Raw genomic sequence first — 26432 nt, forward strand, 5'->3', positions numbered from 1 at the left:
TTACCAACTTGGTTTAGCTAGATTTTTAAACTTTGTAAATTGTGGATCAAATAATAGTTTAATTGTTCCTGTTGGTCCGTTCCGATGTTTAGCGATTATTACTTCGGCAATTCCTCTATCTGGGGTATCTGGTGAATAATATTCATCACGGTATAACATCATTACTATATCCGCATCTTGTTCAATTGAACCCGATTCTCTCAAATCAGATAACATTGGGCGTTTATTGGTTCTTGCTTCTACTCCGCGACTTAATTGTGATAAGGCAATTATGGGTACAGATAATTCTCTCGCTAAACCTTTTAAAGAACGGGTAATTCTCGATAATTCTTGGACACGATTATCACTACTACCTTCCATTAATTGCAAGTAATCAATTACTATTAATCCTAAGTCTTTAGTTTGTTCGGCTTGCAATCGTCGCGCTTGACTTCGCATTTGTGTGACTGTAATATTTGCCGTATCATCAATAAAAATTGGCGTGTCTGAGAGTTTATCAATGGCACGGCTTAAAGGTTCCCATTGGGTTTGACTAATCCGGCCACTTCTTAGATAACTACTTTCAATTCCGGCTTCACTAGCTAATAGTCTTTGTACTAGTTGTTCTTTGGACATTTCTAAACTAAAAACTGCAACTGCTAATTGATAACCGGCTGCAATGTTATGAGCTAGGTTAAGACAAAAGGCGGTATTGTGAACACAAATATCATTAGCAACAAAATTGTGTGTTTTAGGTATTGTCAAATCATAAACTTGTTTATTACCAACTGATTCAATAGAAATAATTTCATCCCAATATACATCACTATTGGCTAATTGCTGAAGTGGTAAGTTGTCTAAGGTAGTGGACAAAATCCATAATCTTTCTCGTGTTAATGCCCTTTTACCGACATGAATATTTGTATAACTTTTAATTCCAGCCCGTTTAGCTAAACTACTCCAAGTTTCGCTACCTTTAGCGGCTGCTATCTGTTCCCAAATTTCTACAGGTATTAAGTCACGATTAGTTTTATATCTTTTTTGAGATATTGCTGCTGTAACTTTTGCTAATGCTGCTTCTTTGCCAAAAATGCCAATTTCTGCAATGAAGTTTTTGATAGATAAAGCATCAGTAATATCTAATTGCCATGCTGGTCTACGGGTATTATTATATTTCACAGACCGCTTTTTCAAAGCAGCAATAATACCAAATCTTAACAACAGATGTTGAATTTGTCTTGCTAATTTTTCGCTGACTGTACAATAACCTAATTGTGATTGACCACTATTAAGTACTGTAGCCCAACCATCAGTGGCAAATAGACGATTTAGAAACAATGATAATTGTAATTTTTCTAATTTAAAGACAATGTTTGGGACGGTTTTAGTATCACTCTTTTCAAGAGAATCAGCTAATAATTTGACTTCACACTCGCGGATAGTTTCTGTTCCAAACACATCTATTTTACGAGGGATGGCAATCTTATTTCCTACTTGTAAATTTTCTAATCTTTGCCAACCTTTAATAGTTAAAAATGGGTGAGTAATTGTGGTTTCAATTGCCCGACCTAAGCGAGTTGTGATGCGGAAAACTGGTTTAATTCCATCATCTACAAATGCAGATGGTTGGGTAAAGGTAAATTTCCAATCATCATTTAATGTTAATAATGAACCTTGCCGTTGCTGATATAATTCTTCAATTGTGGCAATTTGTCCATCTGCTAAAACGATTTCTGAATCATAACTGAGACATTTTCCCATTGACGGCCTCCCAGCGACGATAATTAAATCAGAACGCTGAAAACCGCTAGTCATGGCATCTAAATCATAAAAACCACAAGGTATCCCCGGTAATGCAATACCTTGATGACGAGTTTCAATATCTTGAAAAGTATTAATTAAAGTGTCGCCAATATGAACTAATCCTGATTGGGTTTTTTGTTGGGTGACGTTAAAAACTTTTTGTTCGGCATTGTCCAGAACAATTGGTAATTCTGTTTCTGTTTCAAAACCAAGATGGACAATTTCATTCCCAGCTTTGATTAATTGCCGACGCAGGTATTTTTCCATGACTAACCCTGCTAAGGCATCAATGTTGACTGCGGAAACTGTGCGGTCTACTAATGTTGCTAGTTTGTTTCTGCCGCCAATTTGGGTTAATTGATCGTTGTCTGTTAACCAACTGGTGATGGAAAGTAGGTCTGTGGGTTTTTGCTGGGTATGGAGACGGAGGGCGGCTTGATAGATGGTTGTATGGGCGCTAAGATAAAATGCTTCGGGAACTAGGCGATCGCTCACTCGACCAATTGCCTCTGGATCTAGGAGAATACCCCCTAAAATCGCTTCTTCTGCTTCGATGTTTTGAGGTGGTAAACGATTACTACCGTCACCCTGAAAACTTAGTTCTTCAGCCATAAAATTTTAAATGTTGGCGATTTTGGATTTTTATTTCATCATCCAAAACCAATATCCGAATTTTAGATTTTAAATTTTGGATTAAAGATTGAAAATTCAAAAATGTCCGCATCCGAATTTTAGATTTTAAATTTTGGATTTTGGATTAAAGATTGAAAATCCAAAAATGTTCGCATCCGCCAAGTTTATTTGAGGATACGTCTAAAATCCAAAATTTACAAGGTCTTGGCTTAGTTGCTAATCTAAAATCTAAAATCCAAAACTGACAGGCTGTTGGCTGAGTTGCTCAAGTCAATCTAAAATCTAAAATCTAAAATCCAAAATTGTATTAGTTAGAGACGACTTCAATGTTAATTTCTGCTGTTACTTCAGCATGGAGTTTGATTTCAGCTTTGTAAGTACCCAATTGGCTGATATCGGGAATGGTAATACCACGACGATCTATTTCTAGACTAGCTGCGGCTTTAATAGCATCTGCTACATCTTGAGTAGTAACAGTACCGAAAATAGCTTCATTTTCCCCAACTTGCTTGGCAATTTTTAAACCAGCAATATTTTCTAAAGCTGTTTTTTGCTCAGTTGCTTGTTGTTTGAGTTCTAATTGTCTTTGATATTCTTTCTCGCGTCTGCGTTCTACTTGTTTGAGTAATCCAGGTGTAGCACGAGCGGCTAAACTCTGGGGAATGAGGTAGTTACGAGCATAACCGGGAGCTACTTCTACCAAATCGCCGAGTTTTCCCAGCTTGGTAACGTCTTTTGTTAAAACTAATTGCACACGTTTCGCCATTGTTTTTCGCTTTTCTTGGTAAAATCTTAGTTATTTGGGTGTCGCAGGGTGGCTCATAAAAGTGTAGCTTGATCCTCAGCGACTTTTAACGTACCCACAGCCTCGACATTGTAGCGAAATTTGGGGAGCGATCGCAACTCTAAATGCTAGAAATTTAAAAAAAGCAATATTTTCCACAGATACAGGAAAGCGTAAGCTAACACTTGCAATCTTGCAATTAACTAAATAGGTCTATTCTCTCGTCCATGATATATACGTAAAATAATTACATCATCCTCAAGAATAACGTAGTGAATTATAAATCCATACTTACCAAAAGCAACTACAAGCTTTCGCAATCCTACTATTTCATCTACAATCCCACCGCGACGAGGATTTTGTTGTAGACTTCCCCTGAAGAAACAATTGCTTGTACTGCGCGGACTGCTGCATCAGCATTACTAAGTGCTATAAAATCATAATGACGATTTAAGTCATTCGTAGCAGTTTCCGTCCAAACTATCTCAGACATTATTGTTATGAATTGTTAAACTATTTGCCCATTTTTGGACTTGTTCATGTTTGACTCCTGAACCTGTACGACGGTAGGTTTCTAAAGCAGATTTGCTTTCTTCAATCATGTCTTTTTGACTAAGACGCTGAAAATTTAATTCTGTATCTATCTCACCATACTCAAGTGATTCTGTTGCTAAATTTTGCACTTCTTGAGCTAATTCTGTGGCTAAAAATTGAATGGCTTTGATTTTTTCTTGGTGAGATAATTTTTGTAGTGAGGATAAAATTTCTGTTAATGTCATAGAAATCATGGGTAAAGCTATTTACATTGTACTGTATCTTCTATATAGATTTATTCTGTCTTCTGTCCACTGAATTTCAGGAAATAATCTGCCTCGACGTACCACTTTATGAGATTTAGTTTCAGTCATGTTTTTACACCTCTTAATAAGATGAATATAAATTTACTTTTCTAAGTAAATTATAAGAAAATTGATAAATGACAATTACAATATTACAATGTAAATCACCCCCAAAACTTCTCATTTAACAAAGCATCTATATTACTAGGAAATGGAGAAATATCAGAAAAATAAACATCAGGATAACCATCTCTCACATTTTCTAAAGCCATTTCATAGCTTTTGTCCAGAACTTCTAAAACAAAACCTTTCAAACTCGGTGAATCTTCTAATTCAATTTGTAACCGTTGCCGAAAATTCCTGATTTCAATTTCCCAACCCCGATAACAGTCGGACATTGGTACATAACACCGCTTTAATAAATGTTCTAATAAGCGCACCAGAAAACTCCGCACTGTTTTGCGCTGACTTTTACCCAAAGATTCCACCTCTTCAATTAAATTATCCCAATCTAAATGCTCATTGTCTCTTGCTTTTAACTTACTAACGGTATCCTCAACCCAAAGATAAAAATCTTGATCGTAGAGATTTTTTACTGATGTCTTATTCATAAAGTTTATCTACTGCTGACTTGACTTTTTTAACATATTGATAAGAATTATCTTTATTCTATCGCTAATTTTTAATATAGTTATCGTTTGGATATAATACAATCGAGGATGGGGGAAAACCCACCCCTACAAAAATTATCAAAATAATTAAAAATTATCCTTCATTCCGCGAATTCGGGCAAAGGTTTGGATTCCATTATCACTCTTTGCTGTTGCTTGTAGAGATGGTTCTTCCCAACGTAAAAAAGGATTGGTGAGTTTTTCAACTCCTAAAATTGATGGAACTGTCGGTTCTAATTTATCCCGTTGAGCTTTAACATCTTGGTAGCGTTTTTGTAAATCTGCATTTTCAGCATCTACAGTTACAGCAAATCGCAAATTACTTAAAGTGTATTCATGGGCGCACCAGACGCGAGTATGATCAGGTAAGGACCGGAGTTTACTTAAAGAATCTACCATTTGCCCCGGTGTACCTTCAAATAAACGACCGCAACCCCCCGCAAACAATGTATCACCACAGAACAATTCTCCAGGCTCTCCTGGACTTGCTGGGGGGAAATAGTAAGCAATGTGAGCGCGAGTATGTCCAGGTACAAAGAATATATTAGCAGTGCGATCGCTAAATTGGATGCGATCGCCTTCCTGTAAAAATACCTGTTGTCCCGGAATCCTCCCCCTGTCTTCCGCACCTCCATAAACTTTCACATCAGGAAATGCTTTCATTAATTGTGTATTCCCACCCACATGATCACCATGATGATGGGTATTAAAAATTGCCACTAACTGAGCATTAATTTTTCTCAATTCATCTAAAACTGGTTGTGCTTCCGCCGGATCAACAACAGCCGCAATATTCCGCACTGGATCATGCAGTAAAAATATATAATTGTCAGCAAGTACCGGCAAACGAATGATTTGCATTAGCTTTTCTCCCTATAAAAATTATGATTGGTAATTGGTAATTGGTAATTGGTAATTGGTAATAAGATATCTATTTTCATCCTGTTAATCATTAAATCCTGGACATCCTGATTCAGACAATTTATTTCTTCATCCTGTTAATCCTAATTCAGACAATATATTTAATTAATGTAGGGGCGCAGGGTCTGCGCCCTAATGATATGGCTAAGACCAAGAATCTAAATCTAAAGATTGCATTCCTTCCCTCTTAACATAATCGAGTAAACCTCCCAACTGCCGCCAAACAAAGAAGCAAGTTAACAGACTCAGTGGTAAACCTATACTTAAAGCCATGCCCGTAGGAAAACCAAATATCTCGAAACCAGAACAAAGAAATAAGCAAGAACCACCAGTAATACCAATAAATGGCACTAACAATTGTTTATAAAAAGAACGGGTATTAGTCTTTTCCTTAGGAGATTTATCTTGTGGCCATTGCTGGACAATTACCTTTAATGTCCCAGACAAAGCTAACCCAGAAGTTAAAGCCGTGAAAAAACCAACTAATAGTAAAAAGTAAGGCGGTTGCAGAGGGTAATAGTACATTCAAACTCCTGGTTGTTATTAAAATTCGTTTTTATTTGGTAACAGATTATTTAGCTAAAATAGCTGCTACACCTTCTTTTGAGAACTCGGTCAACAGGCTAATGGCGACATTAAGTAAACGATTTGGTGGTAAATCATCCTTGACCAAATCCCACAGACGTTGGACTTCTTCTGTGTGCAAACGGTCATCTTCAGTGATAGCTAAGACCAACTGACGACGGAGAAATTTACCCTCTTCGGAAAGGATGAATTCCAACCCCATTTTCGCCGTTGGTAAAACATCAAAATGGCTATCGGTGCGAGCAATCTTAATCAGATTTTCTAACCTTTGCCATTGAAATTTACCATCTTTAAACAACACATTCAATAGCCGTCGCCGTAATGCGGGAGATTCCCCATTTAATAACCGCCGAGCGATATAGGGATAACCCACTTCCACAATTTTGAAATTAGGGTTAAGACTGAGGGCAATCCCTTCTTGTGTCACCAAAGAACGAATAATCAAAGCAAACTTTGCTGGCACACGGAAAGGATATTCATACATCAATTCCGAGAACTCATCGGTAATGGTTTTGAAGTTGAAATCTTGGACATTTTTACCAATAGCATTTCCTAATACTGCTTCTAATGCGGGAACAATAGGGGTAATATTAGTATTTGGTGCCAAAAAGCCTAATTTGACAAAATCTTCCGCTAAATCGACGTAATCCTTATTTACCAAATGTACTAAAGCATCAACTAAACTTTCCTTAGTGGTTTCCTCCAATTGATCCATCATGCCAAAATCAATGTAAGCCATGCGACCATCGGGCATAGCGAACAAATTTCCCGGATGAGGATCGGCATGAAAAAACCCATGCTCTAATAGTTGTTGTAAACCAGTAGTTACACCTATTTGAATGATGGCTCCTGGGTCTAAACCAACAGATTGAATCTTTTCAGTATCTGTGAGTTTAAAACCGTTGATCCATTCTAGAGTTAAAACATGAGTGCTGGTATAATTCCAGTAAATACAGGGAATTTTTACCTGGGGGTCATCACGGAAGTTATGGGCAAATTTTTCCGCATTGCGACCTTCATTGATATAATCAATTTCCTCAAATAGCTTTGTGCCAAACTCGTCCACAATTAAAGTTAAATCGTGACCGAGATTCAGGGGTAGCCAGGGAGCAAGCCAACTGGCAACCCAACGCATGAGATATAGGTCTTTTATCAGTAATGGGCGGAGGTTAGGGCGTTGTACTTTAACTGCCACTTCCTCGCCACTGAGTAACCGACCCCGGTAGACTTGACCCAAACTAGCTGCTGCTACGGGTTGAGGGGAAAGTTCCCGAAAGATTTCGCCAATTGAGCGATTTAATTCTGTTTCAATAATCTGATATGCCAGATCATTATCAAAAGGTGGTAACTGGTCTTGTAACTTGATTAGTTCTGCTAAGAAGTCCTTGCGGATTAAGTCGGGACGAGTCGAGAGGGCTTGACCGACTTTAATAAATGTCGGACCTAGATTGGTGAGTAGGGTTCGCAACTGGGTAGCGCGTTTCCCCTGATTTTCCTCCACCTGGTCTTGCCAGTCGTCCCATTTGAGACTGAATATAAATCCGGCAAAAGACCAGATTATTCTCAGTAGTCGTCCCCAGACTAACCAAGGACGGTAACGAAAGTAACGAGCGTTCGCTCCGCTCGCCCAGGGCAGTGCCTCTGGATTATACTGCTTTAATTCATCAGATTGATACTGACCCACGCCTTTATTTGCCTCTTCAACAGGGAATTTTACATCGTCGCTTTGATCCTGAATGCTAACTTAGTTGTTGGCACAAGAAAATGGTACTTTTTAGTTTAGAAAGAAACTTTAACCGGATCTAGGCGCAATAGGTGCGGAAATAAGCCTATTTTAGCTAGATTTATTTATCTTTTTCTTAATTATACTTTATAAAAGTACAAACTTTTTGTGTGTATTTGAGGTATTTTATCTTTTCTTAAGACCCCGATATTCGTCAACAACTAACACAAGACCCCAATCCCATAGTTTGTACCGCTGCACGGGATACTTGACTCTCAGAAGTTGCACCACAGGGACTGAAGGCAGAGCTTAATTTCAGTGCTACCTCTGTCAATATTAACACAATCCATTCAGAGGCGGAGAAAACCCCAAGCGATCGCTAAAACTATAAAACTTAAATGGCATTTCGCAAGCGTTGTCTCAAATATTTGGTATCAGTAGGTCAACAAAATTTGGAATTTAAGATTTTTTCCTGCTGAATTTAAACTCCATAATTGGTTAGCAATGGTATCATTCGAGTATTACAAAAAGTAAAGGGCGATTTTACTATGACCAAAGCACCTGTTGCTCCTGTGGTGCTAGTCATTCTAGATGGATGGGGCTACTGTGAGGAAACGCGAGGAAACGCGATTGCCGCTGCCAAAACTCCGATTATGGACAGTTTATGGGCAGTCTATCCCCACACCCTCATTCGCACATCAGGAAAAGCCGTAGGGTTGCCAGAAGGTCAAATGGGCAACTCGGAAGTTGGTCATTTGAACATTGGCGCTGGTCGAGTCGTACCCCAAGAATTGGTACGGATCTCAGATGCTGTAGAAGACGGTTCTTTAGCCGCAAACCCAGCCCTTGTCAAAATTTGCCAGGAAGTCCGTTCTGCTAATGGCAAGTTACATCTAGTGGGGCTTTGTTCTGATGGGGGGGTGCATTCCCATATTACTCATCTATTTGGATTACTTGATTTAGCGAAGGAACAGCAACTTTCACAAGTTTGTATTCACGCCATTACTGATGGTCGTGACACCAAACCGACAGATGCTATCCAAGTCATCCAGCAGTTGGAAGACTATATAGATCATGTTGGCATCGGTGGAATCACTACTATTAGTGGTCGCTTTTATGCAATGGATCGTGATAACCGTTGGGATCGAGTCCAACGCGCCTACGATGTAATAACAACAGATAATGCGGGCAATGGACTCACGGCTGTAGAGGTATTGCAAGCAGCTTACGCGAAAGGTGTAACCGATGAGTTTGTTCTCCCAGTCCGGTTGCAACCGGGCGCGGTAGAATCTGGTGATGGGGTGATATTTTTCAATTTCCGCCCCGACCGCGCTAGAGAACTAACTCAAGCCTTTGTTAGTCAAACTTTTAACGGTTTTGAAAGACAGCCAATTCAACCACTTTCTTTTGTAACTTTTACCCAGTATGATCCAGAATTGCCAGTTTCTGTGGCTTTCGCACCGCAAAATCTGAGTAATATTCTGGGTGAAGTTATCGCTAATCGCGGGTTAAAACAGTTTAGAACGGCTGAAACTGAAAAATACGCTCATGTTACTTATTTCTTTAATGGGGGACTAGAAGATCCCTGTAAGGGGGAAGATCGGGAATTAGTCAGTAGTCCAATGGTGGATACTTATGATCAAACCCCGGCGATGTCAGCACAAGCTGTGACAGATGTGGCGATCGCTGCCATCAGAAAGGGTATCTATTCCCTAGTTGTAATGAACTATGCTAACCCAGACATGGTAGGGCATACAGGACAAATTCCAGCGACAGTCACAGCTATTGAAGCAGTAGATAAATGTTTAGGTCGTCTCATTGATGCTATTGGTAAAGCAGGTGGTACAGCAATTATTACTGCTGATCATGGCAATGCTGAGTATATGCTAGATGAAGGCGGTCATCCTTGGACAGCCCATACTACTAACCCAGTTCCTTTAATTTTGGTAGAAGGCGAAAAAGCCAAAATACCCGGATATGGAACAAATGTGGAATTAAGAAATGATGGCAAATTAGCCGATATTGCCCCGACTATTCTGGATATTTTACAAATATCCCAACCACAAGAAATGACAGGGCGATCATTACTTAAAGCCGCAGAATATGATTTACAACTAACTCGTACTCCTGTACAAGTAGGGTTGTAAAATCGTAAAGTCCTGGCGACTAGAAGTCGCGGCTACACAATCAAAGTCCGCCTGCGCGGACTCAAGAAAAATCAAGATTTTGAAACCCACGACGGTGGGTTTTGCCTGTGTAGACGCGGTTTATAACCGCTAATTTAGCTACAAAATTGATAACTTTTGATAACCAACATTTCTAATATGGCAATTACTAACATTATTCAAGGCATTTGGGCATTTTCTGCACTCAGTTTGATTATTCTCGTTTTGTTACATAGTCCTAAAGGTGATGGCATTGGGGCTATTGGTGGACAAGCACAATTATTTAGCAGTACCAAAAGTGCCGAAAATACTTTAAATCGAGTTACTTGGGCATTAGTTGTAGTTTTTATGGGTTTAACTGTGGTTTTAAGTGCTAATTGGTTGCCCAAATAATTGAAACTGAAAATGGGAAAAATCACCCAAAATCAAAACTTTTGGCGAAGATTAATAGTTCGACTTCGCTCACTACAAGCAGCAGTTCTGACTTTAGCAATAAGTACAGGACTGCTGGTTGTTTTGACTAACTTTCAAGTAAATGCTGGTGTGAGGGAACAGGGAAGAAACTCCCAATTTATCCAAAAAACCCATCCTTTACCACCGACTCTGGCACAATGGCAAGATAAAATGAATAGTGGAGATTATTTTGATCAAATTAAATCTACGAAAGTTGGTTATTTAATTTGGTCACGGTTTCCGGTGAAAGTGAAGATAGAAACACCAACTGATCTTAATGAAAAGCAATCGCAAATATGGGTTAATAGTGTTTCTCAAGCAGTGCAAGAATGGAGTATTTATTTACCTTTACAAATAGTGGAAAAATCGGCTATTGCTGATATTACAATCTCCCGAAAATCACCACCTTTGCAACGTGAACCTAATGGTAAGATACTGCGATCGCGTTCGGCTTTAACTACTTATAATTTATATACTGAAAATAATATTTTATCTCACCGGTTTACAATTCTGCTGAGTCCTAGTCAAACTGGTGAATATGTACTATCAGCAGCCCGTCATGAACTTGGTCATGCTTTGGGCATTTGGGGTCATAGTCTTCTAAATACTGATACTATGTATTTTTCTCAAGTTCGCAAACCGCCGTTGATTTCTGTCAGAGATGTAAATACTTTAAAACGGGTTTATGAACAATCTACTAGTTTGGGGCAGAATTGAGTTTATCTCACGCAAAGGCGCAAAGGCGCAAAGGTAAGATTTCAAGATGAAGGCAACCAGTTTTTATCTAAAATCTGATCTAAGGTGTAAGGACAAATTTCTGGTAAGTTGGTTAGTTTGGTTTTGGCTTTAACATAATCTAAGGCATTGCTGTAAATGATATTGATATTTTCCGCTAAATGATTGCGTAAGTTAGTGGCTAATTCTTCGTTAATTTGATTACGAAAACTAATAATTTCCGCTGCCCAATGGTTAGCATTTCTGGGCTTTTCTATATGCCAATTTTGATAAAGTAATAAGTGTCTAATAATCTGTTCTAATAAACTTCTCACTCGTCTTTTTTCGGTTTTCGCCAATTCTTCTAACTCTTCTATTAAGTGATCATAGTCAATATCTCCCAATTGACGAGATTTGAGGTTTTTAATTGTCTCATCTAGCCATTGTGAGTAATTAGACTCATATAATTTGTTGATCTCAATAGCTGTTTTCATTATTTGCTGACTTAGCCTAAGACTTGATTAGTTGCGCTTATACAACTGAGATAGTTCTTCCTCATCGGTTTCATGATAACAAATTTTTTGGTCGGTGTCAATAGCTTTGACTCTATTATTGCGAGGCTGTGGAAATTACAAGTGAATTTGATTTTCGACAGCCTCATGATTTGATTACACTCGACGTAGGTTCATAAGTTCTTGAGGAGATGCAAGCATATCAATGGCTACGAAGAAGATTTTTCCATCGGGATTGATTAAAAACCGCCAGGAAATGTTCATTCCAACTGTGACACCAAACCAAGGAGTTTGTACTACTCCTGTGACTTTCAGTTGTTTAGAACCGTCTGGTTGAACTTCGCAGATACCTTGTTGTGGCATCATGTTTAGTCCTTGTGCTTCTTCGCGCATATATTTAGCGATCGCTTCCCGGCCAATAATTGGCTTTTGGAATGGTGGTTGTAGCGCACCGTCGGTAGTGAATAGTGCGATCGCATCATCAAATTTATCTGCATTCATGGCTTCAATGTAGCCTAAAACCGCAGGTTCTGTAATACCGTCAATTTTAACGGAGGAAATAACTGGACTTGTCCGTTGGAAAGCAGGTTCTGTAGCTGCTTTAGGATAACTGCTAGGGCCAAGATCAGAAGTATCAAATCCCATATCTACTACGGTATTCCGCAATACGGTAATTTGCTGACCTTGATCAAGTTTTTGTGTAGCTTCTAATACAAATTTTACACCGGGAGACATTTGATAACCAACGGGGATAGGAGCGATGATTCCTTGTTTCATCAATTCTCCTAACTCGAACCAGAAAGCCAGTTTGGTATTAACGCTGAAAAAACCATAGGAACGGCTAATAGGAGTATCAGCACGGCTGGCTAAATCTCGCATTACTTTTGTTTGCTCTTCACGAGACATTTGCTTAATTTGGGTAAGCAAACTTTCAGCTAGTTGCAAGCGTGCTACTCCAGGTGCTGCGGGGGTAATAGTTTTACCCATTTCGGTGTAAGCATACCAAAGATAGGCTAATTGATCATCAACGTTAAGTTGATCAAATAACGCTATGGTTGCGGGAATAGGACTAGGAACTTGAGTATTAGAAAAAATAGTTTGAGCAGACTGGATAGTTAAAGCCACAGTCGGAATCTCCAAAGTTATGTGTTTACTAGTCTTTGTAAAGACATCAGTTAAAAATGTTTATGATGAACTTATGTCTTATGGAAAGTAATGTAATGAAAATCTTAATTTTTGTAAATAATAGAAATTACGAATTGACAAAATAGGTAATCAATGGTAAAGAATTTATTTTCACGCAGAGGCGCAGAGGCGCAGAGGCGCAGAGAGGAATTTAGGAGCTAAATTGTGTTGATTAATGAAGGTTATCGTTTAATTAAACAGATTAGTAAGGGGAGATTGTATCAGACTTTTTTGGCTGTAGATGAAAGTCAATTTCCGCCAATTCCTTGTGTTGTTTATCAAGTTTCATCTCAATATCAATCGCTGGAAATTTTTCAATTTCAGGTACAGAAATTAACGGAATTAGGTAAACATCCACAAATTCCTACTTTAATCACACATTTTACAGAAAATGAATATTACTATTTAATTCAAGAATTTATTGATGGTGATAATTTAGCTAGTTTATTAGCCAAACAAGGTGTTTTTCATGAAACTCAGATTTGGCAGATTTTAAAAAGCTTATTACCAGTGATCAGGTTTATTCATAATCATCAAGTTATTCATGGAAATATTCAACCAGAAAATATTATTTTGCGGACTAAAAATCAAAGTCGAGATTTATTAGATGATTTGGTTTTAGGAAATTTTGCGAATATGAAGTTTGCCAATATCAATGAAGATAAAGATAATTTAGTTGGTAGTCCAGAATATATTTCCCCAGAACAAGCACAAGGTAAAGCAGTTTTCGCAAGTGATCTTTATAGTTTAGGTGTAACTTGTATTTATTTACTTACTCAAATTTCTCCTTTTGAACTATTTGATATGACTAATAATAGCTGGGTATGGCGAGATTATCTCACTGATCAAATTAGTGAACATTTAGGACAAACCCTTGATAAATTGGTAAAATATAATTTACAAGAACGTTGGCAATCAGCAGATCAACTTATCTATAATTTGGGTATCAAAGATAATTATTTGCCTTTATTATCTCTAAATAAAAGTCATTTATGGCAACTTGCTAATACTCTAGAAAATCAAATTCATAGTTCTATTAATACTGTGGCATTAAGTCATGATGGCAAAATATTAGCTAGTGGTGAAGATAATAAAAATATTAAATTATGGAATTTAAGCAATCAGCAATTAATGGGGAACTTTCCCGGACATACTCAATCTATAACAGCAGTCATTTTTAATGATAATGATACAGTTTTAGCTACGGCTAGTAATGATCAAACTATCAATTTGTGGGATGTGAAGACATTAACAAAAATTCATAGTTTGACTGGACATTCTCATGCTGTTAAATCCCTAGCATTTCATCCTTGTGGGCAAATTTTAGCTAGTGGCAGTTGGGATAAAACTATTAAAATCTGGGATGTAAATACAGGTTTAGCACTGAATACTTTAACGGGGCATAAATTACAAGTAAATGCTGTAGCTTTTAGTCCCCAAGGGCAGCTTTTGGCTAGTGCTAGTTATGATCGCACAGTTCGGATCTGGAAATTAGAAGACGGAAAATTTCACTTATTAACAACTCTTTTTGGTCATACTTGGGCAGTTTTGACAGTGGCTTTTAGTCCCACTCATCCTAATTTGTTGGCGACTGGTAGCGGTGATAATACAATCAAATTATGGGATGTTAGCACTGGTGAATTAATTAGCACACTTTCAGGTCATTCTTGGTCAGTGGTGGCTGTAGCTTTTAGTGCTGATGGAGAAATGCTGATTAGTGGCAGTTGGGATAAAACGGTGAAAATTTGGCAAATCAGCACAAAATCAGAAATTGCTAGTCTTGTCGGTCATACAGACTCGGTATCTAGCGTTGTTATGAGGGATGATGGGGGATTAATTATCAGTGGTAGTAAGGACAAGACAATCAAATTGTGGCGAAGATGATGGGGACTGGGGACTGGTGATAGGTGATAGGTGATAATTTTACTTAATTACCCATGACCAATCACCAATTACCCACTACCAATTACCAATTTAAAACAATCAGGCGCTACCTGTGAAGGCAACCTCTGGAAATTTCAACTGTGCTTCTGCCATTGGGCGTTTTCTGCCTTCTTCTTGCCAGTAGTTAATCACTTCTGTGGCTTTGTTAAGCAACTCTACCCGGTCAACATCTGTGATCCAGTGTTTGGATTCTAACTCTTTTTTTAGCTCTTCCCAGGCATCATTTCTGGGCCAAAAAAAGTATTTGGTTAAGGGACTAGAACCTTTACCGACAACCTGATCTACTGCTAGGGCGACGTTTTCGTCTAACCAGAGAATTTTCAAAATGAACTTGGTCAATTACACCTCCGGGGAATATCCGGGTTTTACTTACTAAGTTTGCGACCCCTTATTTTAACTCAATGTTTGAATAATTGACCAATGAGTGCAGAAATTTGGGAATCTTCTTTGTGAGGAGTCAGAATGAAGAAAGAAGAGGGAAGAGGGAGGAATGAGTCAAAGCCTCTTTTAATCTGAGTTTCATGATTTGCTATATCATTAATTTTGTTGCATATCACATCAGAGTTAGATGATTAAACTAATTGGTATTTTTCTGAGTCTATTACTGGTTTTTGGCTGGAATACACCAGTTATGGCAGAATCTCAACCTATCACCGCCGAGGAGTTGCAAGTAGGGGATGAATTGGCGACTAAGGCTTTTGTTGCTACGAATCAAGGCGATTTTGTGACGGCGGAGGCTTATTGGACAGAAATTATTGAAAAATTTCCTACTAATGCGGGAGCATGGAGTAATCGCGGTAATTCTCGTGTCAGTCAGAATAAGTTACAATCCGCATTGATGGATTATAACAAAGCTGTAGAACTTGCGCCTACTGTAACAGATCCTTATTTGAATCGGGGGACGGCGTTGGAAGGTTTGGGACGATGGGAGGAGGCGATCGCTGATTATAATCGTGTATTAGAATTAGATCCTCAAGATGCTATGGCTTATAATAATCGTGGTAATGCTAAAACAGGTTTAGGGAAATGGCAAGAAGCGATTTTAGATTTCCAAAAAGCTACAGAAATTAACCCAAATTTTGCCTTTGCTAGAGCTAATTATGCCCTAGCTTTATATGAAACTAATCAATCAGATAAAGCTGTCCGCGAGATGCGGAATATAGTCCGTAAATATCCTCGATTTGCTGATATGCGTGCCGCTTTAACAGCCGCTTATTGGGTGAGGGGAAATAAGGGAGAGGCAGAAAGTAATTGGGTAGCTGCTTATGGACTAGATACCCGTTATAAGGATATGAATTGGGTAACGAATATCCGTCGCTGGCCACCAAGTATGGTAGCAGCTTTGGATAGATTTTTGAAATTACAATAAATTGACACTCTCAGCGGCTAAAGCCCCTGATTTTCCCACTTACCGCGAGGTTTTATACTCAAAACGGCTTGATTGTTTGATTCTAAACGTAGGGGTAAAGCAAGAGCTTCATTGGTGTCAACTTAACGTAAAACCTCTATCCCGCAAAGAACTCAAGTCATCTCATTCCTAGTCTCTGACTGGGAATGAATTCTGGAAGGCTCTGCCTTCAATGATATTAGAGGCAGAGCCTCATCAACTGCATTCCTAGTCAGAGACTAGGAACGAGGAACAGAGAACATAAAAATCAGTTGTGTATTAATTGTGTCCCATTACTTAGCCAATTATTGAAGGTAGCGTTACCTAATTAACGCACTTTTCAATTTCCACAAAATTAAACTTAAAGCCATTTTCCTGCATCTTGTTCTCTTTGGTGACTTTCCCAAAATCGACAAATTCAGGAAAGTATATGTCTCCCACAAAATTACCTTCAACAATAGTTAAATAAAGTTTATCGGCAAATTTGATTGCTTCAGTATAAATCTGTCCACCACCGGCGATAAATATTTCTTCTGTTTCACTCATTTTCGCCCATGCAATTGCTTCTGTTAATGAATGCAACACGACACAACCAAAGGCTTGAAAATTGGAATCTCTGGTGAGAACAATAGTTGTACAATCGGGAAATGGTTTAGTCATGGTAGAATAACTTTTGCGCCCGATAATTACAGGATGTCTTCTGATCTTTTGCCGATAATAAATTTCATCACTGGGAATATCCCAGGGATTACCAGCACGAATATGTTTTCTGGCTGAGTTTGCTAAAATTCGATTTTCAGAAATGGCAGCAATGAGACTAATTAACGGCATAAATTGATAATATTCTGGTTTTTTCAGAGAAGGTAATTGTAAGAATTTACGATACCGTAAACTATGGGTAAATGATATAAAAAGTTGAAGTCAAAAATATGGATAAAAAGTTGAAATCAAAAATATGGATAACACTAGAATGGGCGCAGGGACTGCGCCCCTACTTCCTGATTCCTCATATTATTCTTCGATGCGATAACCTAGTTCTGCTAACCGTACCCGTGAATGTCGCCATTTGGGTTGGACTTTGACAAATAATTCTAGGTAAACTTTCCCAGCAATTAGCTTTTGAATTTGTTGTCTAGCTTCACTACCAATAGCTTTGAGCATTGTTCCCCCTTTACCAATGAGAATACCTTTTTGGGAATCTCTCTCAACATGGATCGTGGCGAGAACACGGGTAATTTTTGGAGCTTCTTCGACTAAATCAATGCCTATGGCTACGGAGTGGGGAACTTCTTGACGGGTTAATAATAATATTTGTTCTCGAATTAATTCACCCATGATAAACCGTTCTGGCTGGTCTGTTACTAAATCGGGTGGATAGTAAAATGGACCTGGTTCGAGATGACTAATTAATAAATCTTGGAGTTGCAATAATCCCGCGCCGGTTTTAGCAGAAAATTTCACACTTTGCCATTGATAGGTATCAGCTAATTGAATATAACTATCATCTATTTTTTGGGCATCTTCCGGTTGTTGATCAATTTTATTAATCCCCAGAATTACAGGTGTTTGACTATTAATCAGTAGTTCTGCCACATAGCGATCGCCTGGACCACAAGCAACTGTACCATCAACCACAAATAATATCACATCTACCGAGTCAATGGCAATTTTCGCATTTTTTACCAACACTTCCCCTAATTGATGATGAGGTTTATGAATACCGGGCGTATCCACAAAAATCAACTGGGCTGTTTCCGTAGTTAAAATCCCCTTTAAGCGATTTCGAGTAGTTTGGGATACGGGGGAAGTAATAGCTATTTTTTGCCCAACTAATTCATTCATCAAAGTGGATTTACCCACATTAGTTCTGCCGATAATGCCAATAAAACCTGATTTAAATCCATCCGGTGCTTGGGGAATCATCACCCCACCGAAATCAGTAAAAATATTATTATCAATATCAGATACTTGTGATTCTACTTGCATTTTTTACAGTTATGATTAATAGATTATTTTGAGCTTTGAGGGAAATTCTCTTTCAATTTAGGGGATTGCATAATGACGGTATAAATTATGTTTCGCGCAAAGATACAAAGGAGCAAAGACGCAAAGTTTGAAATTGTGATAGCTGGCGTGGCGTAGCCATATTTTCTATTTTTATATTTCAATTCACCAACGCCTAAATTAGAGATACATTAATTATTGCATATTTATGAAAATAATAAAAAGCATAGAGCCAAATTTTACTGTCCTCATAGAGGAGTCGTTGAGAAGCCCAGACTCACCTGTTCGCGTAAGCGTGACCCAAGGGATAAAGTAGTGTATTAGCCCCCTGCAATTCATTTCATAGTGGGTCTGTTAGCCAAAGAAATAAGCTATCTGTAGCTTAAGTTGACACTATTAAGCTTTTGCTAAACCCCTACCCGGAGAATCAAATAATTAAGCCGTGTTGGGTATAGTAGCGATTTATAATCGCCGACAGGTTTTAAAATACCCTCTAGTAGTCTGTCAACCCGAAAATGACGGGTGAAGGCAAGTAGGGGGAGAAGAGAGGCAGGGGGGCAGGGGAGGGAAGAACAGAAGTTTTTTCCGATTATTACCTGTCAAAATCAATTTGACGAACTACTAGTGTTTGTTACTATTGATAGCTAAAACTGTTCCCTACCTTCACAGACAACTTATTCAGCAAACCCTATTTAGTATATTAAAACATGGCAATTTTACACGGAACTTGGGTAATAAATCATCAAAATAGTTATTTCTTTATTTGGGGAGAAACTTGGCGTTCTTCACAGGTGCATACTGAAGTATCTGCTGAGATTCCTTTACATCCCTTGGCTATGGACTCGGTGGAATTAAACGAATGGTTAGAATTATCTAATTTATCAATTACTAATTTAATTCAGCCATCTTCTACTACTAAACAAAGAATTAAAAGTAAACCACCAACAGAAATAAAATTACCTGTTTATTCACAAATAGTTTCTTTACCAACTTATTTTTCAGGAATTAATAAATCAGAATTAACGACAATTTCTCCCGTTCATTCTGTCAGCGTGGATATAGATTCTCCATCCTCACAATATTTGCATCCTTGGAAAATTGAGGGTTTTTGTCTCACTCCAGCATTAGCAATTCAATTTCTCTCATCATTACCCCTGAGTACAACCGATAATAAAGCGGCTTTATTAGGAGCAGATATTCATTTTTGGGTACATATTTACAGATGGCATTTAGATTTAATTTCTCGTTGTAAATTTTTACCAACCGTTGACAAACAAGATAGTAATTTAATTGCCAAATGGCAGATACTTTTAGATAGTGCCATAGATGTCACAAGGTTAGAGAAATTCTCTTCACAAATGCCTTTAGCTTGTCGAACATATCAACAGACTACCGAAAATATAGCCATTAATTTACCATTATTACCTCAAGAATTAATATTATCATTCCTCAATCACGTTACAGATAATCAATTGCGGTTAATGCTTAGTTCTCAATCTCCCCTAGAACCGAGAATGATGATGTCTTTACCTGCTACATTACAGCAATGGTTACAAGGATTAATTAATGCAAATAATACAATTGATGCAGCAGGAGGAGACCGGTTACAAACTACTTTAAAAGCTTGGACTTTACCATTACAATATCAACTTACAGGCAAAGCTTTATTTAGAACTTGTTTTCAATTGCTTCCTCCAGAAAATGAAGAACCAGATTGGATTTTGCAGTATTTTCTGCAAGCAGCAGATAACCCAGAGTTTTTAATAGGCGCAGCGACAATTTGGCATCAACCTGTAGATACATTAGTTTATCAAAATCGCACAATTGCACAACCTCAAGAAACATTTTTGCGAGGTTTGGGTTTAGCTTCTCGATTGTATCCCATAATTACCCCCAGTTTAGAAACTGCATCTCCCGAATTTTGTCACCTCACCCCCATGCAAGCTTATGAATTTATCAAAGCTGTAACTTGGAGATTTGAAGATAGCGGGTTAGGAGTAATTTTACCTCCTAGTTTAGCAAATCGGGAAGGGTGGGCAAATCGTTTAGGCTTAAAAATTAGTGCCGAAACTCCTCAAGAAAAATCGGGACGTTTGGGTTTACAAAGTTTATTAAATTTCCAATGGCATTTGGCAATTGGTGGACAAACAATTTCTAAAGTTCAGTTTGATAAACTGGTAAAATTAAATAGTCCCTTAGTCGAAATTAATGGTGAATGGGTAGAACTCCGTCCCCAAGATATTAAAACTGCCCAAACCTTTTTTAGTTCTCGCAAAGAACAAATGTCTCTTTCTTTAGAAGATGCTTTACGCATTAGTAAAGGAGACACCCAAGTAATTGAGAAATTACCTGTTGTCAGTTTTGAAGCTTCCGGTGCCTTGGCAGAATTAATTGGGGCATTAACTAATAATCAGGAAATTCAACCTTTAACTACACCTCAAAGTTTTCGGGGAGAATTACGTCCTTATCAAGAAAGAGGTGCGGGTTGGTTAGCATTTTTAGAACGTTGGGGTTTAGGTGCTTGTCTTGCAGACGATATGGGATTAGGAAAAACCATCCAATTTATCGCTTTTTTACTTCACCTCAAAGAAGAAAATATTCTAGAAAAACCAACTTTATTAGTTTGTCCTACTTCAGTTATGGGCAATTGGCAAAAAGAAGTTAAAAAATTTGCCCCGACAATCAAAGTTTTGGAATATCACGGTGATAAACGTCCTAAAGGTAAAGCGTTTACAGAAGCCGTTAATAAACACGATATAGTAATTACTAGCTATTCACTGATTCACCGCGATATTAAATTATTAAAAGCAGTTGAATGGCAGATAATTGTTTTAGACGAAGCCCAAAATGTCAAAAATTCAGATGCGAAACAATCACAGGCAGTGCGACAATTAGAAACGACATTTCGCATTGCTTTAACGGGTACACCTGTAGAAAATAGATTGCAAGAATTATGGTCTATTTTAGATTTCTTGAATCCCGGTTATTTAGGGAATAAACAATTTTTCCAAAGACGGTTTGCTATGCCGATTGAAAAGTATGGTGATACTGCTTCTTTAAATCAATTACGTTCATTGGTTCAGCCTTTTATTTTACGCCGATTAAAAAGTGATAAAGACATAATTCAAGACTTGCCAGAAAAGCAAGAAATGACAGTTTTTTGTGGATTAACTTCTGAACAAGCTACACTATATCAACAATTAGTAGATGAATCTTTAGTAGAAATTGAATCTGCGGAAGGTTTACAACGTCGCGGCATGATTTTAGGGTTATTAGTGAAGCTAAAACAAATTTGTAATCATCCTTCCCAATATTTGAAATTAGCAACTTTAGAGAAACATCATTCTGCTAAATTACAACGACTAGAGGAAATGTTAGATGAGGTTTTAGCAGAAGGAGACAGGGCTTTAATTTTCACACAATTTGCTGAATGGGGTAAGTTGTTAAAATCGTATTTAGAAAAGAAATTAGAACGAGAGATATTCTTTTTATATGGTAGTACCAGTAAAAAGCAAAGAGAGGAAATGATTGATAGATTCCAACATGACCCCCAAGGACCACCAATTATGATTTTATCGTTAAAAGCTGGTGGTGTGGGATTGAATTTAACTAGGGCAAATCATGTTTTTCACTTTGATAGATGGTGGAATCCCGCAGTTGAAAATCAAGCCACAGATAGAGTATTTAGAATTGGTCAGACCCGCAATGTTCAAGTCCATAAATTCGTCTGTACTGGAACATTAGAAGAGAAAATAAATGATATGATTGAAAGCAAAAAACAACTAGCAGAACAGGTTGTAGGTGCAGGAGAAGATTGGTTAACAGAAATGGATACAGACCAACTTCGTAACTTATTAATATTAGATCGGAATGCTGTGATTGAAGAAGATGAACTTTAAGAAATATATGCTAGAAAATATAGATAGGGGTTGCTGAAAAAGTTATCTGTGAGGGCTAGGAGTATGGCTAACGCCACGCTACGCTATCAGGAGGTAGGGGCGCAGGGCCTTCGCCCATTCAGGAGTATGGCTAACACCACGCTTCGCTATCAGGAGTAAGGCTAACGCCATGCTACGCTATCAGCAAACCCTAGATAAACTCACCTAAGAAAGACATTTTAAACAGAAATAGGCACATTAATCAAATAAGCAAAATTGGTTAGAGAATTGCTGATAAATAGGCAGGCAAAATTAATTTTATAAGAAGATAGGCATTTAATGTAGGGGTAGCGCCCCCGTGCCTACCCCGGTATTTGGGGCAACCACAGGGGGTTTGCCCCTACTTCCCTCCTTGGGGTACTAAGCAAATTCCCTCATCATCTGTTAATAAATTCTGTGCTGCTTCTAACATAGAGGGCATTATTTCTTTTAAATCTTCCCGATTATTTAAGTAAGTTTTTAAAGCTGACATTGGGTCAATACTGCTACTTGCGGTTAATTCAGGAATACGAGGTTTTGCTAACTGACTCACCAATTCGGCTTGAATGGTGTAAGTGTGCGCTGTGCTTAAAGCTTGATGTAGAGAAGAGTTATCAATTAAATCTAATTGTTCTGACCGCAATTTATAAATGAGTCGCACTACATTATCTTGAATATCATATTTAGCAATTCCTTTTAATAATGCTTTTTGTGGATCATCTTGTTTAGATAAATCTATCTCAATAGTCCGAAATGTTCGCACGGGTAAGGGACAAAATTCCCAATTTACTTTCCCTTTTTCCAAATCTATCATTACATAACCTTTGTCTTCCTTTTCTTCACTAAAATCTACCCGTTCAATACTTCCAGGATAAATTACTGGTGGGTCATTAGATTTATTTAAATTCTGATGTTTGTGAACATGACCTAAAGCCACATAATCGAAACATGGTCGAGTTAATAAAGATAAGGGTAAGGTAAAACCTTTTCCGACTGCTAATAATCGTTCTGCACCTAAAGTGGCATTATCAGCCATTAAATGGGCTAAAAGCACAGTGGGTAAATTGGGGTCAAGACGGCGAATTTCTCCTTCGATAACTACCTCTAAACGGTCTGTGAGGAGTTGATTAACTTCTGCTAGAGAAGAACCCTGAGTTTCTTGACGAGTCATTAAAGTGGAACGAGTTAACCAAGGGAGAGTAATGATTTGTACATCTCCTTTTTGTGTAGAAAGGCGATGAGTCGTTAAAGTATCACCAACTACAAACCCTGGTACTCCCAAAGTCCGATAAATATTTAAACTTGCACCTCCCAAACCTTGGGAATGTTGGTCATGATTTCCCACTAATAAGACTGTGGGGATATCTGCATCAACTAAACGGCGAAATTGATTAGCAAAGGCTTCTTGAACATAGGGTGCAGGTGTGGCATTAGGGAAGGCATCACCACCAAACAGGACTAAATCTACATGATCAGCGATCGCTCGGTCAATACACAAAGATAATGTTTTCACAAAATCCTCTAGTCGTGTGTTTAAACCTGTGGCTGGATTAACGCGCCCGTGGCAAAAACCGCTACCAATATGGATATCTGAAAGATGGAGAATTTTCATAGTTTATTGGTTGTAAGGGTTAAGATACCCGACTTCTTCAAGAAGTCGGGTATCTAGTTGTGTGATTAAATGTGAATTCCACACTCAGTTTTTTCACTTCCGCGCCAACGTCCAGCCCGTTCGTCTTCACCTTCGCCGACTTTAGTGGTAATAGGTTCGTCACCAATACTGGGATAACCTTGATCATGAAGGGGGTTGTAAATTACTTTATGTTCAGCTACATACGCCCAGCTTTGCTTACGAGTCCAGGTAGCTAGAGGGTTAATTTTTAATCTTCCCTTACCATCTAGTTCAAATACGGGCATGGTAGCACGAGTAACAGCTTGATCCCGACGACGACCAGTGATCCAACCTACTGTATTAAGCTCGTCTAAACCGCGTTGAAGTGGCTCGATTTTGGTAATGTCGTGGAATTTAGTAATATCTGTATCCCAAAGGGCTTCCCCAAATTTAGCAGCAAAGGCTTCACGGCTATCTACGTCTGGGGTTTTATAGGTTTTTAAATCTAGGTTGTAGATTTCTTTGGCTTTAGCTACCAATTCTAGGGTTTGGGGGAAATGATAAAGGGTATCTAGGAAAATAACGGGAACGGGATGCTGAAGTTCGCTATAAAAAATGTGTGTCAAGATGATGTCATCAACGTTGAAGGCACTAGTTTGGACTAATCCTGTGGGGATGTTCTGTACAGACCAGGCTAGGATTTCTGTAGGGGTTGCAGTTTCAAATTGCTTATTTAGTGATGCTAAGTCAAAGGCGATAGAAGTTGTCATGATCTTTCTCTAAAACCAAGATTTTTTACTTTTGTTAAATCTAATCTTATAAGAATATAGGCACATATCCCCGCCGATGATTGAGGAAATAGGTTTGAGAGAAAATTGATTCCCAACTCCCCCAACTCCCCCAACTCCCCCAACTCCCCCAACTCCCCCAACTCCCCCAACTCCCCCAACTCCCCCAACTCCCCCAACTCCCCCAACTCCCCCAACTCCCCCAACTCCCCCAACTCCCCCAACTCCCCAACTCCCCAACTCCCCCAACTCCCCCAACTCCCCCAACTCCCCCAACTCCCCCAACTCCCCCAACTCCCCCAACTCCCCCACTCCCCACTCCCCGCCCCTATTCCCTATTCCCTAATTATGTAGTATTTTGATTGCAAGTCTGTTTAAGAATTCATCCCATGCAACAGTTACTCAAGCAATTATTTAGTAACCAAAAATACGTTATTCGTCTCATTTTCCCTGTACTGATGATGATGATGGCGAGTTCACTGTTTATTTTACCTGCTGCTGCTACTGGTGTATACCAAATACCCAGTTTAACGGCAGATACTTGGATTTTAGATCAAGGTGATGTGATTAGCCGATTCAATGAAGGTCAGATTAGCAAGGCTTTCCAGGATTTAGCCCAAAAAACTGGCAATGAAGCCAGAATTGTCACTATTCACAGCCTTGACTACGGAGAAACACCGGAAAGTTTTGCCAAGGGATTATTTAGTAAATGGTTTCCAACAGCGGCAGAGCAAACCAATCAAGTATTATTACTGGTCGATACTGTTACTAATAAAATGACTTTACTGAGTGGGGATAATGTGAAGTCATTATTAACTGACTCTATTGCCGAGAGTGTGGTTGAAGAAACATTAGGTACAGCATTACGTGAGGGTAATAAATACAACCAAGGATTTTTGGACGTGAGCGATCGCCTGGTTGCTGTGTTATCTGGTCAACCAGATCCCGGTCCACCAAAAATTAAGGAAACAGTCCAGGTAGAAGGAACTTTCACCAAAGCTGGAGAAACAGATAAGGGTAATGCTACTGCTTGGGTGGTTGGGCTATTAATTGCTGCCACTGTCATCCCAATGGCTACATACTACATTTATCTGGTGTTTCAAAAACCACCCTCTCAGGAATCTGAGGAATAGGGGACTGGGGACTGGGGGTGTTTTTTGATTTGTAAGTTTCTTGTCCTTATTACGTAAGTAAAAAGGCAATATCACAAAGATGTAAGAGTGTCTTAGTTTTGTCATAAAAAACGTAGGTAAATGGGAATTAGCTAACAATTCCCAATCACTACAAAGTAGGTTGATGTTAAAAATAGTCGTTGAAGCTAGAGAAGCCGGAGGAAAATGGTTCAACCCTTATTGACTTTGATTCACTCAGATTCCGTATCTCGCACTCACTTGCGTACTCTATTTAATCTTGAATGTACTCTTTGCCTGACACTAAAGCCATTTCAGCGCGAACAAATTCCCTACCTAAATAAGCTGCATGATCTAATAAAGTCACAGGACAATTTGGAGTTTCTTCAAAAATCTTGATACAGAGTTCTTTGGCTGTACGTCCGCTAAATACAGTTGTGTGGGTTCTTTCCACTTTACCGCGAACAGGAATCACTTCACCTGTTTCGGGATTTACGGCTAAACCACGTTCGTTGATCACATTAGTGAAGTGCTTGGCATAAATTAATCCTTCCTTTTGGTCTATGTAAATAATAAAATAGCCGTTGGGGTCAAGATCAATATGACGGTGAGAAAGTTTATAATCAATTGCTGTCAAATCTTCGAGTAGTAAATCCTTAGGCATTGTCAAAAGTAAATTTATA

At 38.5% G+C, this 26432-nt stretch carries 24 protein-coding genes; 7 read left to right on the forward strand and 17 right to left on the reverse strand.

What is annotated here, in order from left to right:
• The 9 genes from dnaB to NG743_RS14915 form a co-directional block, all read right to left on the reverse strand.
• Nucleotides 1-2394, reverse strand: a complete 2394-nt coding sequence (gene dnaB / locus NG743_RS14875) for a replicative DNA helicase (protein ID WP_193964786.1) — start codon at nucleotides 2392-2394, stop codon at nucleotides 1-3.
• A gap of 328 nt (nucleotides 2395-2722) precedes the next feature.
• Nucleotides 2723-3181 carry a 50S ribosomal protein L9 gene (gene rplI / locus NG743_RS14880; protein WP_027403509.1) on the reverse strand — a complete coding sequence of 153 codons (459 nt, stop codon included), beginning with the start codon at nucleotides 3179-3181 and terminating at the stop codon, nucleotides 2723-2725.
• 221 nt (nucleotides 3182-3402) lie between these two features.
• Nucleotides 3403-3519 carry a hypothetical protein gene (locus tag NG743_RS14885; protein ID WP_228043695.1) on the reverse strand — a complete coding sequence of 39 codons (117 nt, stop codon included), beginning with the start codon at nucleotides 3517-3519 and terminating at the stop codon, nucleotides 3403-3405.
• A gap of 14 nt (nucleotides 3520-3533) precedes the next feature.
• The gene (locus NG743_RS14890; protein ID WP_228043694.1) at nucleotides 3534-3692 is read right to left on the reverse strand and encodes a type II toxin-antitoxin system RelE/ParE family toxin; all 159 of its coding nucleotides are present in this window, start codon (nucleotides 3690-3692) and stop codon (nucleotides 3534-3536) included.
• Entirely contained in the window at nucleotides 3685-3978 is a 294-nt protein-coding gene (locus NG743_RS14895) for a hypothetical protein (RefSeq protein ID WP_193962267.1), read from the reverse strand. The genes NG743_RS14890 and NG743_RS14895 overlap by 8 nt, the downstream gene beginning before the upstream one ends.
• A gap of 224 nt (nucleotides 3979-4202) precedes the next feature.
• Entirely contained in the window at nucleotides 4203-4649 is a 447-nt protein-coding gene (locus NG743_RS14900) for a DUF29 domain-containing protein (protein WP_027403513.1), read from the reverse strand.
• Nucleotides 4650-4796: 147 nt separating this feature from the next.
• The gene (gloB, locus tag NG743_RS14905; RefSeq protein ID WP_027403514.1) at nucleotides 4797-5570 is read right to left on the reverse strand and encodes a hydroxyacylglutathione hydrolase; all 774 of its coding nucleotides are present in this window, start codon (nucleotides 5568-5570) and stop codon (nucleotides 4797-4799) included.
• Between the two features lie 204 nt (nucleotides 5571-5774).
• Entirely contained in the window at nucleotides 5775-6155 is a 381-nt protein-coding gene (locus tag NG743_RS14910) for a hypothetical protein (RefSeq protein ID WP_027403515.1), read from the reverse strand.
• Nucleotides 6156-6201: 46 nt separating this feature from the next.
• Complete coding sequence (locus tag NG743_RS14915) at nucleotides 6202-7899, reverse strand: ABC1 kinase family protein (protein ID WP_027403516.1); 1698 nt, start codon at nucleotides 7897-7899, stop codon at nucleotides 6202-6204.
• A gap of 587 nt (nucleotides 7900-8486) precedes the next feature.
• On the opposite strand from NG743_RS14915, the gene gpmI reads away from it, so the two are divergent.
• The 3 genes from gpmI to NG743_RS14930 all read left to right on the forward strand — a co-directional run bounded on the left by gpmI (nucleotide 8487) and on the right by NG743_RS14930 (nucleotide 11273).
• Complete coding sequence (gene gpmI / locus NG743_RS14920; protein ID WP_027403517.1) at nucleotides 8487-10085, forward strand: 2,3-bisphosphoglycerate-independent phosphoglycerate mutase; 1599 nt, start codon at nucleotides 8487-8489, stop codon at nucleotides 10083-10085.
• A gap of 177 nt (nucleotides 10086-10262) precedes the next feature.
• On the forward strand, nucleotides 10263-10496 hold the full coding sequence (gene secG / locus NG743_RS14925) for a preprotein translocase subunit SecG (RefSeq protein ID WP_027403518.1): 234 nt from the start codon (nucleotides 10263-10265) through the stop codon (nucleotides 10494-10496).
• Nucleotides 10497-10508: 12 nt separating this feature from the next.
• On the forward strand, nucleotides 10509-11273 hold the full coding sequence (locus tag NG743_RS14930; RefSeq protein ID WP_257120342.1) for a peptidase: 765 nt from the start codon (nucleotides 10509-10511) through the stop codon (nucleotides 11271-11273).
• A gap of 41 nt (nucleotides 11274-11314) precedes the next feature.
• Here the strand turns inward: NG743_RS14930 and NG743_RS14935 are convergent, their stop codons facing one another.
• Complete coding sequence (locus NG743_RS14935) at nucleotides 11315-11764, reverse strand: DUF29 domain-containing protein (protein ID WP_193962262.1); 450 nt, start codon at nucleotides 11762-11764, stop codon at nucleotides 11315-11317.
• Nucleotides 11765-11938: 174 nt separating this feature from the next.
• Entirely contained in the window at nucleotides 11939-12907 is a 969-nt protein-coding gene (locus NG743_RS14940; protein ID WP_027403521.1) for an orange carotenoid protein N-terminal domain-containing protein, read from the reverse strand.
• 225 nt (nucleotides 12908-13132) lie between these two features.
• On the opposite strand from NG743_RS14940, the gene NG743_RS14945 reads away from it, so the two are divergent.
• Complete coding sequence (locus tag NG743_RS14945; protein WP_257120343.1) at nucleotides 13133-14851, forward strand: WD40 repeat domain-containing serine/threonine-protein kinase; 1719 nt, start codon at nucleotides 13133-13135, stop codon at nucleotides 14849-14851.
• 99 nt (nucleotides 14852-14950) lie between these two features.
• Here NG743_RS14945 and NG743_RS14950 read toward each other — a convergent pair whose 3' ends face one another.
• Nucleotides 14951-15250: a 30S ribosomal protein PSRP-3 gene (locus NG743_RS14950; RefSeq protein WP_015079494.1), complete on the reverse strand. Its 300-nt coding sequence runs from the start codon at nucleotides 15248-15250 to the stop codon at nucleotides 14951-14953.
• A 229-nt stretch (nucleotides 15251-15479) separates the two neighbouring features.
• Between NG743_RS14950 and NG743_RS14955 the strand changes: the two genes are divergently transcribed.
• Nucleotides 15480-16280, forward strand: coding sequence for a tetratricopeptide repeat protein (locus NG743_RS14955; RefSeq protein ID WP_027403523.1), 801 nt, complete (start codon nucleotides 15480-15482; stop codon nucleotides 16278-16280).
• A gap of 342 nt (nucleotides 16281-16622) precedes the next feature.
• Here the strand turns inward: NG743_RS14955 and NG743_RS14960 are convergent, their stop codons facing one another.
• Together NG743_RS14960 and era are read right to left on the reverse strand one after the other, a co-directional pair.
• Nucleotides 16623-17129, reverse strand: a complete 507-nt coding sequence (locus NG743_RS14960) for a dihydrofolate reductase (RefSeq protein ID WP_193962261.1) — start codon at nucleotides 17127-17129, stop codon at nucleotides 16623-16625.
• Between the two features lie 180 nt (nucleotides 17130-17309).
• Nucleotides 17310-18284, reverse strand: coding sequence for a GTPase Era (era, locus tag NG743_RS14965; protein WP_027403525.1), 975 nt, complete (start codon nucleotides 18282-18284; stop codon nucleotides 17310-17312).
• Between the two features lie 725 nt (nucleotides 18285-19009).
• On the opposite strand from era, the gene NG743_RS14970 reads away from it, so the two are divergent.
• Nucleotides 19010-22201: a sll1366 family intein-prone helicase gene (locus tag NG743_RS14970; RefSeq protein WP_193962260.1), complete on the forward strand. Its 3192-nt coding sequence runs from the start codon at nucleotides 19010-19012 to the stop codon at nucleotides 22199-22201.
• A gap of 379 nt (nucleotides 22202-22580) precedes the next feature.
• Here NG743_RS14970 and sbcD read toward each other — a convergent pair whose 3' ends face one another.
• Nucleotides 22581-23831 (reverse strand): exonuclease subunit SbcD, encoded by a 1251-nt coding sequence (gene sbcD, locus NG743_RS14975; protein ID WP_027403527.1) that lies wholly within the window; start codon nucleotides 23829-23831, stop codon nucleotides 22581-22583.
• Between the two features lie 65 nt (nucleotides 23832-23896).
• Nucleotides 23897-24601, reverse strand: a complete 705-nt coding sequence (gene cysH, locus NG743_RS14980) for a phosphoadenosine phosphosulfate reductase (protein WP_027403528.1) — start codon at nucleotides 24599-24601, stop codon at nucleotides 23897-23899.
• A 407-nt stretch (nucleotides 24602-25008) separates the two neighbouring features.
• Between cysH and psb32 the strand changes: the two genes are divergently transcribed.
• Nucleotides 25009-25752 (forward strand): photosystem II repair protein Psb32, encoded by a 744-nt coding sequence (gene psb32 / locus NG743_RS14985; protein WP_193964993.1) that lies wholly within the window; start codon nucleotides 25009-25011, stop codon nucleotides 25750-25752.
• A gap of 271 nt (nucleotides 25753-26023) precedes the next feature.
• Here psb32 and NG743_RS14990 read toward each other — a convergent pair whose 3' ends face one another.
• Entirely contained in the window at nucleotides 26024-26413 is a 390-nt protein-coding gene (locus NG743_RS14990) for a DUF4346 domain-containing protein (RefSeq protein ID WP_027403530.1), read from the reverse strand.
• Between the last annotated feature and the right edge of the window lie 19 nt (nucleotides 26414-26432).

The sequence above is a fragment of the Dolichospermum heterosporum TAC447 genome (assembly GCF_024584745.1).
Taxonomy (GTDB): Bacteria; Cyanobacteriota; Cyanobacteriia; order Cyanobacteriales; family Nostocaceae; genus Dolichospermum; species Dolichospermum heterosporum.

What these genes read in the sequence shown, in the direction of transcription:
- dnaB (WP_193964786.1), bottom strand. Translation starts at nt 2,394, where the DNA reads ATGGCTGAAGAACTAAGTTTTCAGGGTGACGGTAGTAATCGTTTACCA.
- rplI (WP_027403509.1), bottom strand. Translation starts at nt 3,181, where the DNA reads ATGGCGAAACGTGTGCAATTAGTTTTAACAAAAGACGTTACCAAGCTG.
- NG743_RS14890 (WP_228043694.1), bottom strand. Translation starts at nt 3,692, where the DNA reads ATGTCTGAGATAGTTTGGACGGAAACTGCTACGAATGACTTAAATCGT.
- NG743_RS14895 (WP_193962267.1), bottom strand. Translation starts at nt 3,978, where the DNA reads ATGACATTAACAGAAATTTTATCCTCACTACAAAAATTATCTCACCAA.
- NG743_RS14900 (WP_027403513.1), bottom strand. Translation starts at nt 4,649, where the DNA reads ATGAATAAGACATCAGTAAAAAATCTCTACGATCAAGATTTTTATCTT.
- gloB (WP_027403514.1), bottom strand. Translation starts at nt 5,570, where the DNA reads ATGCAAATCATTCGTTTGCCGGTACTTGCTGACAATTATATATTTTTA.
- NG743_RS14910 (WP_027403515.1), bottom strand. Translation starts at nt 6,155, where the DNA reads ATGTACTATTACCCTCTGCAACCGCCTTACTTTTTACTATTAGTTGGT.
- gpmI (WP_027403517.1), top strand. Translation starts at nt 8,487, where the DNA reads ATGACCAAAGCACCTGTTGCTCCTGTGGTGCTAGTCATTCTAGATGGA.
- secG (WP_027403518.1), top strand. Translation starts at nt 10,263, where the DNA reads ATGGCAATTACTAACATTATTCAAGGCATTTGGGCATTTTCTGCACTC.
- NG743_RS14930 (WP_257120342.1), top strand. Translation starts at nt 10,509, where the DNA reads ATGGGAAAAATCACCCAAAATCAAAACTTTTGGCGAAGATTAATAGTT.
- NG743_RS14935 (WP_193962262.1), bottom strand. Translation starts at nt 11,764, where the DNA reads ATGAAAACAGCTATTGAGATCAACAAATTATATGAGTCTAATTACTCA.
- NG743_RS14955 (WP_027403523.1), top strand. Translation starts at nt 15,480, where the DNA reads ATGATTAAACTAATTGGTATTTTTCTGAGTCTATTACTGGTTTTTGGC.
- NG743_RS14960 (WP_193962261.1), bottom strand. Translation starts at nt 17,129, where the DNA reads ATGCCGTTAATTAGTCTCATTGCTGCCATTTCTGAAAATCGAATTTTA.
- era (WP_027403525.1), bottom strand. Translation starts at nt 18,284, where the DNA reads ATGCAAGTAGAATCACAAGTATCTGATATTGATAATAATATTTTTACT.
- NG743_RS14970 (WP_193962260.1), top strand. Translation starts at nt 19,010, where the DNA reads ATGGCAATTTTACACGGAACTTGGGTAATAAATCATCAAAATAGTTAT.
- sbcD (WP_027403527.1), bottom strand. Translation starts at nt 23,831, where the DNA reads ATGAAAATTCTCCATCTTTCAGATATCCATATTGGTAGCGGTTTTTGC.
- cysH (WP_027403528.1), bottom strand. Translation starts at nt 24,601, where the DNA reads ATGACAACTTCTATCGCCTTTGACTTAGCATCACTAAATAAGCAATTT.
- psb32 (WP_193964993.1), top strand. Translation starts at nt 25,009, where the DNA reads ATGCAACAGTTACTCAAGCAATTATTTAGTAACCAAAAATACGTTATT.
- NG743_RS14990 (WP_027403530.1), bottom strand. Translation starts at nt 26,413, where the DNA reads ATGCCTAAGGATTTACTACTCGAAGATTTGACAGCAATTGATTATAAA.